Genomic DNA, 16,921 nt, shown 5'->3' with positions numbered 1-16,921 from the left:
TTTTAGTTTGAAAGTCTGAAAGTCTAAAATCGAAAGCCTTTACTTTAAGACTTTTGACTTTTAACTTTTGACTAAATTCTATTTATAACTTCTTTGAACTAGTTTAACGTTTTCGAATATCAATTCTTCTTTGTGCAACACTGCATCGCTAGGATTACCTTTGTATTCCCATGCTGCAACGTACGCAAAGTTTTCGTCATCACGTTGTGCTTCTCCCTCGGGTGTTTGATATTCTTCACGGAAGTGACCTCCACATGATTCGTTTCTATGCAATGCATCTTTGGCAAACAACTCTCCTAATTCAAGAAAATCTGCAATACGAAGTGCTTTAGCCAGCTCAGGATTAAAACTATCCGCTGTTCCAGGAATTTTCACTTCTTTATAAAACTCTTCTCTAATTGCTGCAATTTCGCTTTGTGCTTCCGTTAACCCTTTAGCATTACGCGCCATTCCAACTTTATCCCACATGATTTTTCCTAATTTTTTATGGAAATAATCTGCTGGTTTAGAACCTCCGTTATTCATTAAAGCTTCAATCTGTTGCGTAACATTTTTCTCTGCTTGTTCAAATTCTGGAGAATCAGTAGAGATAGTACCCATTTTAATATCTGGTGCCAAATAATCTCCAATGGTGTAAGGCAATACAAAATAACCATCTGCCAAACCTTGCATCAGTGCAGAAGCTCCCAATCTATTTGCTCCGTGATCAGAAAAGTTAGATTCTCCAATAGAGAAACATCCCGGAATCGTAGTTTGTAAGTTATAATCAACCCAAGTTCCTCCCATGGTATAATGTACCGCAGGATAAATCATCATAGGTGTTGCGTATGGATTTTCATCAACGATTTTCTCATACATTTGAAACAAGTTACCGTATTTATTGGCAACTACTTCCGTTCCTAATTTTATAACTAAAGCAGCGTCTTTTTCGTCTAAATGCTTTAGTCTTGCCTGGTCAACTCCATATCTTTGGATAGCTGCAGCGAAATCTAAATAAACAGCTTCTCCTGTTTTATTTACTCCAAAACCAGCATCACATCTTTCTTTAGCTGCACGAGAAGCAATATCTCTAGGCACTAAATTTCCAAAAGCTGGATATCTTCTTTCTAAATAATAATCTCTGTCAGCTTCCGCAATTTGGGTTGGTTTTAATTTTCCTTCACGAATTGCTTTAGCATCTTCTAACTTTGCAGGAACCCAAATACGCCCATCATTACGCAACGATTCAGACATCAATGTCAATTTCGCTTGGTGATCTCCAGAAACCGGAATACAAGTTGGGTGAATTTGTGTATAACAAGGATTTGCAAAATACGCCCCTCTTTTATGAATTTTCCAAGCCGCAGTAACATTACTTCCCATCGCGTTAGTCGAAAGGAAAAATACGTTTCCGTATCCTCCAGAAGCAATAACAACTGCATGAGCCGAATGTCTTTCTATTTCTCCAGTAATCAAGTTACGCGCTATAATTCCTCTTGCTTTTCCGTTTACGATTACTAAATCCAGCATCTCGTGACGGTTGTGCATTTTAATTTTTCCACGACCAATCTGGCGATTCATTGCTGAATACGCACCTAATAATAATTGTTGTCCAGTTTGTCCTTTTGCATAAAAAGTTCTTGAAACTAATGTACCTCCAAAAGAACGGTTGTCCAATAACCCCCCATATTCACGAGCGAAAGGAACACCTTGAGCCACACACTGGTCAATAATATTTGTAGAAACCTCCGCAAGACGATGTACGTTTGCTTCACGCGCACGATAATCTCCCCCTTTTACAGTATCATAAAATAAACGGAAGGTTGAATCTCCATCACCTTGATAATTTTTTGCAGCGTTGATTCCACCTTGAGCAGCAATAGAGTGCGCACGACGCGGTGAATCTTGAAAGCAAAATGCTTTTACGTTATATCCTAATTCTGCTAATGTAGCAGCAGCAGAACCTCCAGCTAGACCTGTACCAACTACAATAATATCTAAATTACGTTTGTTAGCAGGGTTTACTAAATTAATATGATCTTTATAATTTGTCCATTTGTCCGAAATTGAACCACTAGGAATTTTTGAATCTAATGCCATTATAATTTAATATTAATGATTAAAATGATGAAATAATGCAATGAAAATGAAACCAAAAGGAACTACAATTGCAAAAGCATATCCTAATGTATGCAAAGATTTTGAATATTTGTTATTGAATCCTACTGATTGAAAAGAAGAATTGAAACCATGCCACAAGTGCAATGACAATAAAAGGAATGACAAAGAATACAATCCTGTACGTACTGGACTTTCGAATTTTTCAGCTAATTCATGAAAATATCTTGTTGGCTCCAATGGATTAACATCAACATATTTATAAACCATTTCTGGGAACCAAAAATCGTAAAAGTGCAATGCAAGAAATGCCAAAACAACTGAACCAGAAATAATCATATTTCTTGAAGCCCAAGAAGAATTAGCCGCGCCGTTGTTCTTTGCGTAAGAAATTGGTCTGGCAGCTCGGTTTTGAAAATCTAGAACAAAACCCATAATAAAGTGAAAAACAACCCCTATAATTAAAATTGGCTGAATAACGAATTGAACTAAAGGGTTATTTCCCATAAAATGGGATATTGAATTAAAAGTATCGGCACTGAAAACCGATGTCATATTGATAAAAAAGTGCTGTGCTAGAAACAACATCAAAAAAAGTCCTGAAAGTGCCATAGCTACTTTTTTTGCTATTGACGATTTCAATAATGCAGATTTTGCCATAAGATTTATATAAATTGTTTTTAAAAATGCTACAAAAATAAAGCAAATAGTAAAGAACTACAACCTTTTCGCTGTTATTTATAATGATTTTAAAGTGTTAAACACAACCCATTAAAAGAGCTTCTGAAACTGCAGCGTACCGCGCCAAACCATAGTGATTCAATTGAACAAATGCGAAAAACTGAGGATTCCATTTTTATGAATTTCACCAATAATTAGAATCAAATTATCGAATCCATAATTTTGAATGTTATCTATTTTTAAATCCATAAAATAGTTCAAAAAAAATCCTTTACATTTTTAAAAGATTGTGATTTTTTAACACCATTTGCAAGCAAAACATTTAAAAAAGTAACAAGAAATTGGAATACGAAAATGCATTTTTCAACAAAAAGTCTGATTAAGCTAAAAACATTAAAATTGGAAAACCCAAAAAAAGGCCTAAACATCTTCCAAATTGAATAGAAGCAAACAAATTAACTGAATTTAGTCATGTATTGTTGCACTATTAAATCTGTATTTTCATTTCGGGTTTTCTGCTCTAACTGAATTGGTGGAGATGCTCTTTCTAGGCAATTTTTAACCGCACACGTTTCACAAGTTACGCCCACAATTTGTTTTTGGATGGATTTATTATCAATGAACTTGAATTTTTTCTTCACACTCGGAGTGATCAATATTCCCACCGAAATACTTCTTAAACAATCTTTTTTGAACGGATCCAATGTTGCTGAAGAAAAGACTAAATACTCATTACTACTATTGTCATAACGCGAAATTTGCGCGTCAAAAAAGTGACTTTTATTTTGTTTCATTGCATTCTCTATCGTCTTGATTGAAACCCATCTTCGGCAATAATGCTCATTCATTTCATTAGCATGGGGCTCTTGCTGATTCGTAATATGCAGTTCCTTTTTAATTTGATAAGTATCAGCACCAATTTTATGAGACAATCGCAGAAAAAATAGATTCTTTAATTGAAAATCTTTTGGTAAGATATTAGTCAATCTTTGATAAAAAGATTCCGGTGAAACATTGAATTTACCCATCAACTGAATCATTTCCTGTGGTTTTGGATCTGTTTTCATTAAGAATAAATTCAACTCATCAATCAGTTGTTGTCTAGGAATAAGTAATGCTCCGGCAAAATACGAAGCATAGAAATTATTAAGAACCTGGTCGAAATTATCAAATTTTATCCAACTAAAAGTATACAGTCTTTCGGTTATTTCAAGGTAATTATAAGCAATTTCTTTGGCCAAAATAAATGCTTTTTGAGGCTCATCAATATCTAATGAAAGCAACAAAGTCTTGCTTTTTGGAACAAAAATCGATCTTAAATCCCCCAATTGTTCTTGTTCCGAAAAAACGAGTTCCTGAATGGTATAACCATATTCCTCAATTAGTATAGCAGATAATTCTTCAATTGAAATTTTAGTGTCAATATTTATATGAAAGGCTTTCGAAAACTGCAATACTTTTTGTTCCAAATCTTCAAAATAATTATTATGCGCTTCTTGATAAGAACGTAAAGCAGCCAAGAAAAAACTTTCCCGAGTTAAATTATAATGCTGGGCAATTTCAATAATGGTGCTTATGAACGCATTTACTTTCGCGGGAGCATTCGCAATGATATCAATAAGATCATTTTCCTGAATCCCGAAAATTTCCAAAGGAATCTCCTTTAAAATCCCTGATTTTAAAATTTCACCGATAGGCGCCAAATTATTATCCAGTTTTAAAGAAACCATATGGTCGTATGAAACATCCAATTTTTCAGACAGAAGAATAATCTTATCTGTTTTAGGATATTTTTTTCCTTTTTCGATTTCGTTTAAGTACGATTTTGAAAGGTCGGTAATCTTAGCTAAACCAAATAACGACAAGTTCTTGTTTGTACGAGCCTGCTTGAGCTTGAGCCCAAAAATCAACTTTATATAATCCTTTTCTATGTTCATAAAATCAAAGATACGCTAAAAAACAAAAACGTCAAAAAAATATTTTTTACATTTTTAGCGTACGTTCGCTTGTTTTGTAAAAAACTTTTTGTACTATTGTCATGTAAAACGAATTAACCATGATACATCAAACCGAAACAACAGAAAAAATGTTACAGTTTTCAACTGAAACAAATGGCCATTATCCAGAAATATTGACGGATGAGGCAATTGATTTTTTAACAGACTTGCACCAAAAATTTAATGACAAAAGACTTTTGTTATTAGAAGACAGAAAAAAACAACAAGTCTTGTTTGACCAAGGAGCATTACCAAGTTTTCCTGCCGAAACAAAAAGCATTAGAGCAAGCAATTGGCAAGCTGGAAAAACTCCAAAAGATTTATTAGACAGAAGAGTCGAAATAACCGGTCCTGTTGATAGAAAAATGGTTATTAATGCACTTAATTCGGGGGCAAAAACTTTCATGGCAGATTTTGAAGACAGTACTTCACCAACCTGGAGTAACTTGATTAGCGGGCAACAAAACTTGAAAGATGCCGTAAACAGAACAATCGCTTTAGAAGACACTAAAAAAAATAAAAAATACAGTCTAAACGAAAAAACGGCAGTATTAATAGTTCGACCTCGAGGATTGCATTTACCAGAAAAGAACATTCTGATTGATGGTCAACAAACTTCAGCATCACTCATTGATTTTGGCTTGTACGCTTTTCACAATTACAAGCAATTGATAGAAGATGGAACGGCGCCTTATTTTTATATTCCAAAATTGGAACATTATTTAGAAGCAAGATGGTGGAATGAAGTTTTTGAATTTACACAGGAATATTTGGGAGTACCAAACGGAACATTCAAAGCGACCGTTTTAATTGAAACCATAACGGCCAGTTTCCAATTGGATGAAATCATTTTTGAATTGAAGGATCACATCGTTGGTCTTAATTGCGGCAGATGGGATTACATTTTTTCATACATCAAAAAATTAAGAAACAATCCAGCATTTATTGTTCCAAATAGAGATCAAGTGACTATGACTTCACCTTTCATGAGCGCTTATTCACAACTGGTTATTCAAAGATGTCATAAAAGAAACATACATGCTATAGGCGGAATGGCCGCTCAAATTCCGATAAAAAATGACGACGAAGCTAACGCAATTGCTTTCAACAAAGTAATAGCCGACAAAGAACGTGAAGTTAAAAATGGTCACGACGGGACTTGGGTAGCGCATCCGGATTTGGTTTCATTAGCCATGAAAATTTTCGACAAACACATGCCAACGGAAAATCAAATTCATATAAAAAGAGCAGATTTACAGGTTACCGAAAAAGATTTGTTAGAAACTCCAAAAGGAACAATCACCGAAGAGGGCGTTAGAAAAAACATTAGCATTTCTGTTTTGTATATCGCTTCCTGGCTAAACGGACAAGGTGCTGCGGCCTTACACCATCTTATGGAAGATGCCGCTACTGCCGAAATATCAAGATCACAATTGTGGCAGTGGCTTAAAAATGAAGTGGTATTAGACAATCAAAAAGTATTAAACGAGAAATACTACCACCGAATGGCAATGGAAGAATTTGAAAAAATAAGAAAAATTGTTGGAGATGAAAATCATGAAAAACAAAAATACAGATTGGCGGAACAACTGCTAGACATACTTGTTGTAAATGACAATTTCATCGAATTTTTGACAATCCTAGGATATAAATACATCTAAAAAATCTATTAACAAACAACCATAAAAACGCAGAAAAATGAAAACAACAGAAACAAGAATTCAAGAATTAGTTGCAGACTGGATCACTAACCCAAGATGGAAAGGAGTAGAACGCCCTTATACTGCTGAGGAAGTTATCAAATTACAAGGGTCTTACATCATAGAGCACAGCGTCGCAAAAATTGGAGCTAACAACCTATGGAACAAACTTAATTCTCAAGATTTTGTAGCTGGACTTGGAGCATTAACAGGTAATCAAGCCATTCAAGAAGTTGAAGCAGGTCTTGATGCAATCTACTTAAGCGGATGGCAAGTTGCCGCTGATGCAAATGTTGCCGGCGAAATGTACCCAGACCAATCTTTATACCCTGCCAACAGTGTTCCATTGGTAGTAAAACGAATTAATAACGCACTTTTACGTGCCGATCAAATACAAGTTGTAAACGGCACAACCGATAAAAAACAATATTTAGTTCCTATCGTTGCCGATGCCGAAGCAGGTTTTGGAGGAAATTTAAATGCTTTTGAATTAATGAAATCGATGATTGAAGCAGGTGCTGCTGGTGTTCACTTCGAAGATCAATTGAGTTCAGCAAAAAAATGCGGTCACTTAGGCGGAAAAGTATTAGTTCCTACTCAAGAAGCAATCAACAAACTGATCGCAGCAAGACTAGCAGCAGATGTTATGGGAACTCCAACTTTAATTGTTGCCCGTACCGATGCTGATGCTGCCAATTTATTAACAAGCGACATTGATCCCAGAGACGCAAAATTCATTACAGGTGAGAAAACAGGAGAAGGATTTTTCTATGTAAATTGTGGAGTAGAACAAGGAATTGACAGAGGATTAAGCTATGCGCCTTATGCTGATTTGATTTGGATGGAAACCAGTAATCCTGATTTGGCTTACGCCAAACAATTTGCAGATGCGATTCACAAAGAATTCCCGGGTAAAATGTTAGCGTATAACTGTTCTCCATCTTTCAACTGGGCTGCAAAATTATCTGTTGCCGAAATGGAAACGTTCAGAGAAGACCTTGCTGCAATGGGTTACAAATTTCAATTCATCACTCTTGCTGGATTTCACGCCTTAAACACAAGCATGTTCGAATTGTCAAAAGCGTATAAAGAAAGAGGTATGGCTGGTTATTCTGAATTGCAAGAAAGAGAATTTGCATTGCAGAAACACGGTTTCAAAGCCGTAAAACATCAAGGTTTTGTGGGAACATCTTATTTTGATGCCGTTCAAAATACGGTTACCACAGGAAAATCATCTACAACAGCCATGAAAGATTCTACTGAAGTAGCACAGTTTTAAGAAGAACTTATTTAGTTAAGAACACAAAGCGTATGGATTTAAAATGTAAATTTTAACTTCTGCGCTTTGTGTTTTTTTATTTAAAATTTATCAAATTCATAACTAAAAACAATTTAAACTTAGTATTTTTGAGTAATTAAAAGTATAAACCGAATTGTTATGAAATACCATCAAATTGACCGTGACTTATTTATAAAAAATCGTGCAAAATTCACGGCTCAAATGAAGCCAAAAAGTGTAGCGATTTTTAATTCTAATGATATTTACCCCGTTTCTGCCGATAGCACTTTGCCATTTGCACAACACCGCGATATTTTTTATTTAAGCGGAGTTGATCAAGAAGAAAGCATCTTATTACTTTTTCCTGATGCGCCCTACAAACACCAAAGAGAGATGTTATTCCTGAAAGAAACCAGCGAACACATTGCAATTTGGGAAGGTGAAAAACTGACGAAAGACCGAGCATTTGAAGTTTCAGGAATTAGAACCGTTTACTGGTTGCAGGAATTTGAAAAAATCTTGTTCGAAATGATGACTCATTCTGATACAATCTACATAAATACCAATGAACATTATCGTGCAACCGTGGAAACTGAAACCCGTGAAGCGCGCTTTGTAAAATGGTGGAAAGAGAAATATCCTGCTCATGCTGTCGCAAAAAGCAACCCGATATTGCAACGTTTGCGATCTGTAAAAGAAAGCGAAGAGTTGGATTTAATCCAAAAAGCATGTGATATTACCGAACTCGGTTTTAGAAGAATATTGCCTTTCGTGAAACCAAACGTAACCGAATACGAAATCGAAGCCGAGTTGATTCACGAATTCATTCGCAACCGTTCCAGAGGTTTTGCCTACACGCCAATTATCGCTTCGGGAAATAATGCGAATGTATTGCATTACATCGAAAACAACCAACAATGCCAAGCCGGTGATTTGATTCTACTTGATGTTGCTGCCGAATATGCTAATTATTCCAGTGATATGTCTAGAACCATTCCTGTTTCAGGAAAATTTACGGGCAGACAAAAAGAAGTTTACAATGCTGTTTTACGTGTAAAAAACGAAGCTACTAAAATGCTTGCTCCGGGAACACTTTGGAAACAATACCATATTGAAGTGGGGAAAATCATGACTTCTGAGTTGCTAGGTTTGGGATTAATTGACAAAGCCGATGTGCAAAACGAAAATCCAGACTGGCCAGCCTATAAAAAATACTTCATGCACGGAACTTCCCACCACATGGGATTGGACACGCACGATTACGGAATTCTGACCGAACCTATGCAAGCGAATATGGTTTTCACCGTAGAGCCGGGAATTTATATACCTGCCGAAGGTTTCGGAATCCGTTTGGAAGACAACATCATCGTTAAAGAAAGTGGCGAACCCTTCAATATGATGCGCAACATTCCTATTGAAGTGGAGGAAATCGAAGATTTAATGAACGCATAATATTTAAAAAGCTATAAAATAGGCAGTCTAGAGCAATCTAGGCTGTTTTTTTTTTGGAGCAGAAATTATCGCTTTTCAAAACAACGTTCCCTCCTGCTGTTCGTTTTATCTCTTGTTCCGTTCCCACTCCACAAGAGGATATCACTGCCATCAGGGCTATAGACAACATTTTTTTTTCAGAAGAACTAAAATGTTAAATCAATTATAAAACTGTAACTTTAGAAGTGATCACCATACTTATTTAATGGTCATTGATACATTAAAACCAGTAAGGCATTAAGAAAAATTAAGTGTAAATTCTTAATGAAACTTAATTTCTTAATGGCTAAAAAAATTCAAACAAAAACTTAAAACATAGAAATCATGCAAGCACACGAAATAGATTACCACATATATGGCGATGAAATGCAATATGTAGAGATAGAATTGGATCCACAGGAAATCGTTATTGCCGAAGCGGGCAGTTTTATGATGATGGATAACAATATCCAAATGGAAACCATTTTTGGAGACGGATCCGGACAGGAAAACGGATTGTTTGGCAAACTTTTAAGTGCCGGGAAAAGGGTTCTGACAGGAGAAAGCCTTTTCATGACCGCATTTATCAATCAAAACAATACCAAAAGTAAAGTTTCATTTGCCGCTCCGTATCCCGGAAAAATTATCCCAATTGACTTAACCCAATTTGGCGGAAAATTCATTTGCCAGAAAGATTCTTTCCTTTGTGCTGCGAAAGGCGTTTCCGTTGGAATCGAATTTTCTAAAAAACTCGGTCGCGGTCTTTTTGGTGGCGAAGGTTTTATCATGCAAAAAATAGAAGGAGATGGAATGGCGTTTGTACATACGGGAGGAACATTAGCCAAAAAAGAATTAGCCGCTGGCGAAATCTTAAAAGTAGACACTGGTTGTATTGTTGGTTTCACCAAAGATGTCGATTATGATATTGAGTTTATCGGCGGCATCAAGAATTCTATTTTTGGCGGCGAAGGATTATTTTATGCCTCACTTCGCGGCCCCGGAACGGTTTATGTACAATCCTTACCTTTCAGCCGCCTCGCGGACACAATTATTGCTTCTGCGCCAAAAGCAGGCGGAAGCAGTCGAGACGAAGGTAGTTTATTAGGCGGATTAGGAAGTTTGCTCGATGGAGATAGAAGATTTTAAGTTTTTTTAGACATGCAAGATTTCAACAACAAATTGTCATCCTGACGAAGGAAGGATCTCACTTGTTTCCAAATTACTAAATTCCGTCGAAGGAGGAATCACCGTTAGGCAATCAGTCTGATGAGATTCCTCCTTCGTTGGAATGACAAACTAAATGTTGAATTTAGGTTATGAAAAATGGAATGAAAATTTTTTACAATAATTTCTATGCTTAAAACGGTTTACTGCTCCGAAATTCCTACAAGTAAAAAAAAAGACCTGATAGGAAATATAAATTACAGCTTTCAGAAATGGAAGCTCTTTTTTTTCCAGCAATCTAAAACTTTTATCAACTTATAGGACTTATATGGTTTAAAAAAATTAAAGCCCTAATTTTGCAAAAACTTAATTTTCCATTTTGAAACACATTCAATTCAAAAACACACAAATCTCCTATTCTGATACCGGGAAAGGCACTGCTATTGTCTTACTTCATGGTTTTTTGGAAAACCAAAGCATGTGGGATAACTACATTGCTGAATTTTCTAAAAAAAACCGCGTCATCACTATTGATTTATTGGGTCATGGCGAATCAGAATGTTTGGGCTATGTGCATTCTATGGAAGATCATGCGGATGCCGTTCATGCCGTACTAGCTGATTTACGCATCCGTAAAGCTATTTTTGTCGGGCATTCTATGGGTGGTTATGTCGCTTTGGCTTTCGCCGAGTTGTATCCTAAAAATATCAAAGGATTGGTTTTACTCAACTCAACCGCAAAATCCGATAGCGAGGAACGTAAAATAAATCGAGATCGCGCTATTAAAGCGGTGAAACAATCCTTTATAAATTTTGTTTCACTTTCAATTGCTAATTTATTTAGTGAAGACAATCGTGAAAGACTCATTGCTGAAATTGAAGATGTGAAAAACAAAGCGCTAAAAACACCTCTTCAAGGAATCGTTGCCTCACTGGAAGGAATGAAAATTCGCCAAGACCGTGAAGTTTTATTGCATTTGACGACCTATCCAAAAATATTAATTCTAGGCGAGAAAGATCCTGTTTTACCCTATGAAGAAACCAAGGAACAAATAGAGAATACCAAAGTAGAACTGGTTACGTTTCCTGATGGACACATGAGTCAGATTGAAAATAAAGAAGAATTATTGAACGTATTGCTATTATTTTTTAAAAGAATTTAAATCATTCCTGATTTCAAATATCCTTTTTCTACCAATTTGCTTTTGCCTTTTAAGTGATGCATTTTTCCTTCTTTCATCAACGCCAGTCTTGTGGAGACCTTAATCACATTTTCATAATTATGATCCGTGATAATAATTCCTTTTGCAATGGACATTTCTGTGATTAATACATTTATTTTTTCAATCATAATTGGTGACAAACCGTTGTAAGGTTCGTCTAACAAAACGAATTTTGACGCGTTATTCAGGATTAACTTGATTTCCAAATAGCGCAATTCTCCGCCGGACAAATGCTTTATTTTTTTGTTCAGCATCGATTGAATCATTTCATCCGCATGAAATTCCTCTAGTTTATCTTTTGTAATGGATAATGCAATCGTTTTTTTTATCGAAAATGAATTCGGAATGAAATTATCTTGAGGCAAATAACTGATTTGGTTTAGTAATTCGCTGGTTTTAGATCTCACAACCGCATCCACGCGAACAAATTTAAAATCGGCCTCTACAATTCCGAAAATAATTTTTAACAAAGTAGATTTTCCAGAACCATTTCTGCCTAAAACCCCAATAATATCCCCCGTTTCACATTTCAAATACACATCCGACACGATGCTTTTTCCGTCATACTGTTTTTGAACGCTGTCAACTTCTAAAACACTTTTAGTCATACTAATTGAACTGTTAAGTTAATGACTAAAATCAAAATTATCGAAAAAATAAAATTCATTAGAAAGCTAAAAAACAATAAATCCAATTTTGAAATTCCATTGTTGAAATAAAACAGGTATTCATTCTTGGAATTTACTTCTTTTATCAAAAGACTAATGAAGAAACCAAAAATAATAAGCACATATTTAAAAGTTTCAAATCCACCAAAAACCCACGCCAAAGCACTTATTGACACGTTAATGGTCAAAGTGCTTTTGTAAAATTCAAAAATGTTGGCTAATTTTCTGATGCGGAATTCTGTTTATATTACTTTTTCCTCAAAAGGAATAGTCGCATTCAGAATTTCACTCAATAACACAACAATTTGTTCCAAATAATTGGATAAAACTACCTCGTTTATAATTGAATTCATTTCTTTTTCTTCTTTAAAATTAAAAGGTAAAAATCCTGATTTTAGATTCTTAAAAGAGATAATTCCCGCTTCGATGGGCTTCCCTTTCGCTTCCTGTTCGTACATAAATGCATACGCCAAGACTTGAATGATTTTATCACTTTTAATGTCTTCCGTCAATCCGTTCCAAGATTTCAGCGTGACACTTGCTTTTTCCACTTTTCCCGTTTTATAATCAATAATTCGAATGATTCCGTTGCGCTCTTCAATTCGATCTACATTTCCTTTAATCAATACCGGAAAAGGCAAATTAGGATGATTTAAAATGCGTTCAAAAGTTTGTTCCAAAGCTAAAATTTTAATCGCGTCACCATTTTTAATGCTTTCGCGTTCCACTTTCAGAAAATTCGAAACATTGCGCTTGGCCACTTCAAACGCCAACAAATTTCTTCCCTTTTTGATTTCGCCTTCTTTGTAAACGAGTTTGAATTGTTTCAGCACCTCGGCATCAATTTGTTTGAAACAATTTTCAATGTCTTTTTCAAAAATAAATTTGCCGATGAAAGGTTCGTATAAAACCTTCAATGTTTCATGAATAATGGTTCCCAGAGTATTCAAGGCAATATTTTCCTCGACTTCTTCGACTTCGCTGATGCGCAAAATCTTTTGAAAATAAAACTGAATCGGATTACGGATATAACTCGTCAATGCCGATGGCGAAAACCCCTTTTCGGCAATTTCTTGCAATCGAACCATCACCGATTCCGATTTTGGAATTACCATCGGTTGATAAGCCGTATTAGGCAACACCGCATTGTAAATTTCGTGAGTTAACGTATGATTTTTTTGCTTTTCGACTTCGAGTTGGGTTATAAATCGGCTTTTTTCACCCGCATCCAACCCTTCACTTTCGGTATTATAAATCAGATAAATGGTTTTGGCGCGTTGTAACAAATGATAAAAATGATAGGTATAAATAGCATCTTTTTCTTTGAATGTCGGCAGTCCCAATTCTCTTTTCACATCATAGGGAATAAAAGAATTCTGGGATTTTCCAGCAGGAAATTTCCCTTCATTCATTGAAGTGACAATGACAGTTTCAAAATCAAGTACACGGCTTTCTAAAACTCCCATAATCTGCAAACCATTCAAAGGCTCTCCTTCAAAAGAAACTTCAGCTAAATCAATTACTTGTTTATAAATGGCGTATAGTGTTTCTATTTTATCAATATGCGCATGTTTCGAATAATAATTTATCAGTTTATTGATGACTTTAAAAATAGCAAAAACAAAAGCCTTCGTAATTTTCTCTTCTTCGTTATCGTTACTTAAATTTTTTTTTATAGTTTGCAATAATTTAGAAATCGTTTCTAATACCGGAATCGAACCATTTTCCCATTTTTGGAATAACAAAAGAAATAATTCACTTGGAATTACATTCAATTCCATCAATTTCTGATGTGTAATAAAAGTGTAATTATTTTGATTGATGACATGGACAAGTGTACTAGTTTTGGCATACGGTTCCACCAAAGGATGTGTCAAAATATCCAATACATCTTTGTAATACAAAACATAACTTTTGGCATTTCTAGACAACGCATTCGTGTGCATCTTGAACAATTTAGCAATCAAAATCTGAGCTGGATTATTCTTACTGGAATATCCCATCGTGATATTCAAAGCTCCTACACTTGATGGTAACGAATATAAAAGTGGAACCAATAAATTTTCCTCGCCCAGAACAACCGCTACTTTATCTAATGACGCATCAGTCCCGAGGCTTCGGGATTCATTAATAATATTTTCTATAATGCTTCCGCTGATTTTAGCTTGACCAATTGACTTTGGCGTACCTATAACATGAATGTTTTTAGCGTGCGAAAAATCATTTACAATCCATTCAAAAGGATTTGATTTGTAATGTTTCCAACTTTCCTTAAAACGTCTTACGAACAATCCTGCGTCATGATACGGGTCGTTTAGAAAGGTTTGGTCTACGTCCCAATATATCTTGGCTTGGTCAGAGGCGATAAGATGCTGGATTATTTTTTCTTCGGCTGCATTCAACGCATTGAAACCCGCAAAAATAAATTGTTTGTCTTGTACAGAATTCGTAAAATGATTTAAGTTATTAACTGCCTCTCGGTAAATCAAGCCTTGATATCCGATTCCTTTATTCAATAAATGAGTATATAAAGATTGATAATAATTGGGTAGTAATTTCCAAAAATCGATATATTTTTCCAATAATGGCGTTTTGTTTTCAACTTCAATTCCCCATTTTTTTATGTCTTCAATATCTTTCAAGTAAGACAAAACATGAGACGGATCTAACAAATAGCGATCAATTTCATTAAAATCCTGCAAAAGTGTTTTTGCCCAATTGGCAAATAATTCAAAGGTTTGTTGGTTTGATTTTTCAGTGATTGAAAGGTACACTTCATAAAATTCAAACAATAATTCGATTGGGTCAATCGAACGGATACCAGAAATATCTTGAATAAAATCTTCAACACTAATAATTTCGGGCGAAAGGATATTAGTTGAAACTTTATTCTTCAACGCTTCGATTAGGAATATTTTGGCACGTTTATTTGGAAGAATAACTATTACATTGGATAAACGATCTGAATAATCATCAATTAAAACGGCGGCTATTTTATCTAAAAAAGAAGTATTTGTCATTTTATAAAAATAAAAAAAACGCCTCGATAAATCGAGGCGTTTTCTAGAAATATTTTAGAAAAAATTATTCTTTTATTAAAGAAATTTCAGTTCTTCTATTACGTGCTTTTCCTTTAGCAGTTTTATTAGTGTCAATTGGTTTAGTTTCACCAAAACCTGTATGTTTTAATCTGTCAGCAGCGATTCCGTTTTCAATTAAATAATTTTCAACTGCATGCGCTCTGTTTTCAGATAATGTTTGATTCATTTCATTAGAACCATCGCTATCAGTATGACCTTCAATTAAGAATCTTGAATAAGGATATTCTTTTAAGATTGAAACGATTGATTGTAAAACTGGGTAAGTTTGTTTTTTGAAAGTAGATTTTCCAGAATCAAACAAGATAGTTCTACTATACTCATTTAATTTCATCATAACTTCTTCAGAAACTTCAGGACAACCTTGGTTAGCAACTGTACCTTTTACATCGATACATTTGTCATCTTTGTCTAAAACACCATCTCCATCAGTATCTGGCCAAGGACAACCTGCGTTTTCTTTAGGACCTGCAACTGTAGGACATTTGTCATCTTTATCAGCAACACCATCGCCATCAGCATCTGGACATCCTCTCAAAGCAGCTAAACCAGCAACATCTGGACAATCATCATCTTTGTCAGCAATTCCGTCTCCGTCTCTATCAGGACAACCGTTTAATGCAGCTAATCCGAATTCAGTTGGACAAGCATCAGCACTATCTTGAATACCATCTCCGTCAGTATCAGGACATCCGTTGAATTGTTTTAAACCAGCAACTTCTGGACAAGCATCATCTTTGTCATAAATTCCATCACCATCTGTGTCTTTTCCTCCAAATTTGAAAGTAAGTCCAGCAGTATGTTGGAAAAAAGAAGGAGCATCTGGAGTTCCAGAAGCATCTTCTCTATCTCCAAAAGATTTTTTGTATTGAGTAGCAAGAGATAAACCAATGTTTTCAGTAAACCAGAAAGTTAACCCAGCACCTGGATTAATTGTTCCATAGCTACTATCACCAAAGAAATTGTATCCACCACCTACAGAAAGAGAAGGATCAATTACTTTAGATTTTATCAAATCCATAAAACTATATCTAATAGTTCCATCTATACCGTAGTACATCAAGTCCCCTGGATTAGAAACTACCATTCCTCTAGCATCATGACCAACAGCAGTTGGAGCAAATTTTACATATTTTGTAATTTTGTTAACTGATCCCGAAAGACCAAAAGAGAAACCTTGTCCTACGTATCTAGATACACTAAGATAAGATACAGAAGGAAGAATATTCCAATTGTCTTTTACAGCGAATGGCTGAGAAAAATGTTGGTCTAACCATCCATGTCCTCCACCAGCACTTGTTCTAGTGTCAATGGCATTCACTCCAAAAGAGATTGCCCATGGGTTGTTACTGTCTTGTGCGTGGGAGGTTAAACCCATCACCATCATCACAGCAAGTAAAAGTTTGTTAAGATGTTTCATACTTGATTTTTTTAATTAAAATTTAGTTAATTACGAACAAAAGTAATGAGTAATTTTATATTTACAAAATGAAATGTTAAAAAAAACCTACAAATTGGAGCAAAAGTGGAAATTATATAACTTCA

At 35.1% G+C, this 16,921-nt stretch carries 11 protein-coding genes; 5 read left to right on the top strand and 6 right to left on the bottom strand.

All coding sequences use genetic code 11. From position 1 onward, the window contains the following. Positions 1-78 precede the first annotated feature (78 nt). From H4V97_RS10935 to H4V97_RS10925, 3 genes are all read right to left on the bottom strand, one after another. Complete coding sequence (locus H4V97_RS10935; protein ID WP_196851236.1) at positions 79-2,079, bottom strand: fumarate reductase/succinate dehydrogenase flavoprotein subunit; 2,001 nt, start codon at positions 2,077-2,079, stop codon at positions 79-81. Between the two features lie 12 nt (positions 2,080-2,091). Then, a complete protein-coding gene (locus H4V97_RS10930) occupies positions 2,092-2,757 on the bottom strand; it encodes a succinate dehydrogenase cytochrome b subunit (RefSeq protein WP_196851237.1) in 666 nt (221 codons plus the stop codon). Positions 2,758-3,233: 476 nt separating this feature from the next. Further along, positions 3,234-4,715, bottom strand: coding sequence for a helix-turn-helix domain-containing protein (locus H4V97_RS10925; protein WP_196851238.1), 1,482 nt, complete (start codon positions 4,713-4,715; stop codon positions 3,234-3,236). 119 nt (positions 4,716-4,834) lie between these two features. On the opposite strand from H4V97_RS10925, the gene aceB reads away from it, so the two are divergent. The 5 genes from aceB to H4V97_RS10900 all read left to right on the top strand — a co-directional run bounded on the left by aceB (position 4,835) and on the right by H4V97_RS10900 (position 11,550). Next, positions 4,835-6,436, top strand: a complete 1,602-nt coding sequence (aceB, locus tag H4V97_RS10920; protein WP_196851239.1) for a malate synthase A — start codon at positions 4,835-4,837, stop codon at positions 6,434-6,436. A gap of 37 nt (positions 6,437-6,473) precedes the next feature. Further along, positions 6,474-7,754, top strand: coding sequence for an isocitrate lyase (gene aceA, locus H4V97_RS10915; protein ID WP_196851240.1), 1,281 nt, complete (start codon positions 6,474-6,476; stop codon positions 7,752-7,754). A 159-nt stretch (positions 7,755-7,913) separates the two neighbouring features. After that, positions 7,914-9,206, top strand: coding sequence for an aminopeptidase P family protein (locus H4V97_RS10910; protein ID WP_209549724.1), 1,293 nt, complete (start codon positions 7,914-7,916; stop codon positions 9,204-9,206). Positions 9,207-9,569: 363 nt separating this feature from the next. After that, complete coding sequence (locus H4V97_RS10905) at positions 9,570-10,370, top strand: TIGR00266 family protein (RefSeq protein WP_209549723.1); 801 nt, start codon at positions 9,570-9,572, stop codon at positions 10,368-10,370. A gap of 397 nt (positions 10,371-10,767) precedes the next feature. Continuing rightward, positions 10,768-11,550, top strand: a complete 783-nt coding sequence (locus tag H4V97_RS10900; protein ID WP_209549722.1) for an alpha/beta fold hydrolase — start codon at positions 10,768-10,770, stop codon at positions 11,548-11,550. On the opposite strand, the gene H4V97_RS10895 is transcribed toward H4V97_RS10900, so the two are convergent. From H4V97_RS10895 to H4V97_RS10885, 3 genes are all read right to left on the bottom strand, one after another. Continuing rightward, on the bottom strand, positions 11,547-12,218 hold the full coding sequence (locus tag H4V97_RS10895; protein ID WP_209549721.1) for an ATP-binding cassette domain-containing protein: 672 nt from the start codon (positions 12,216-12,218) through the stop codon (positions 11,547-11,549). The genes H4V97_RS10900 and H4V97_RS10895 overlap by 4 nt on opposite strands. Before the next feature lie 302 nt (positions 12,219-12,520). Further along, on the bottom strand, positions 12,521-15,298 hold the full coding sequence (locus H4V97_RS10890) for a PD-(D/E)XK nuclease family protein (protein WP_209549720.1): 2,778 nt from the start codon (positions 15,296-15,298) through the stop codon (positions 12,521-12,523). A 64-nt stretch (positions 15,299-15,362) separates the two neighbouring features. Then, positions 15,363-16,796, bottom strand: coding sequence for an OmpA family protein (locus H4V97_RS10885; protein ID WP_209549719.1), 1,434 nt, complete (start codon positions 16,794-16,796; stop codon positions 15,363-15,365). Positions 16,797-16,921: the final 125 nt, after the last annotated feature.

The sequence above is a fragment of the Flavobacterium sp. CG_23.5 genome, from assembly GCF_017875765.1.
Classification (GTDB): domain Bacteria; phylum Bacteroidota; class Bacteroidia; order Flavobacteriales; family Flavobacteriaceae; genus Flavobacterium.
Note: the sequence above shows the minus strand (reverse complement) of the source record. Positions and strands in the feature narration are given on the sequence as shown.

Excerpts from the sequence above, each read along its gene's own strand:
- H4V97_RS10935 (WP_196851236.1), bottom strand. The coding sequence starts at position 2,079 with ATGGCATTAGATTCAAAAATTCCTAGTGGTTCAATTTCGGACAAATGG.
- H4V97_RS10930 (WP_196851237.1), bottom strand. The coding sequence starts at position 2,757 with ATGGCAAAATCTGCATTATTGAAATCGTCAATAGCAAAAAAAGTAGCT.
- H4V97_RS10925 (WP_196851238.1), bottom strand. The coding sequence starts at position 4,715 with ATGAACATAGAAAAGGATTATATAAAGTTGATTTTTGGGCTCAAGCTC.
- aceB (WP_196851239.1), top strand. The coding sequence starts at position 4,835 with ATGATACATCAAACCGAAACAACAGAAAAAATGTTACAGTTTTCAACT.
- aceA (WP_196851240.1), top strand. The coding sequence starts at position 6,474 with ATGAAAACAACAGAAACAAGAATTCAAGAATTAGTTGCAGACTGGATC.
- H4V97_RS10910 (WP_209549724.1), top strand. The coding sequence starts at position 7,914 with ATGAAATACCATCAAATTGACCGTGACTTATTTATAAAAAATCGTGCA.
- H4V97_RS10905 (WP_209549723.1), top strand. The coding sequence starts at position 9,570 with ATGCAAGCACACGAAATAGATTACCACATATATGGCGATGAAATGCAA.
- H4V97_RS10895 (WP_209549721.1), bottom strand. The coding sequence starts at position 12,218 with ATGACTAAAAGTGTTTTAGAAGTTGACAGCGTTCAAAAACAGTATGAC.
- H4V97_RS10890 (WP_209549720.1), bottom strand. The coding sequence starts at position 15,298 with ATGACAAATACTTCTTTTTTAGATAAAATAGCCGCCGTTTTAATTGAT.
- H4V97_RS10885 (WP_209549719.1), bottom strand. The coding sequence starts at position 16,796 with ATGAAACATCTTAACAAACTTTTACTTGCTGTGATGATGGTGATGGGT.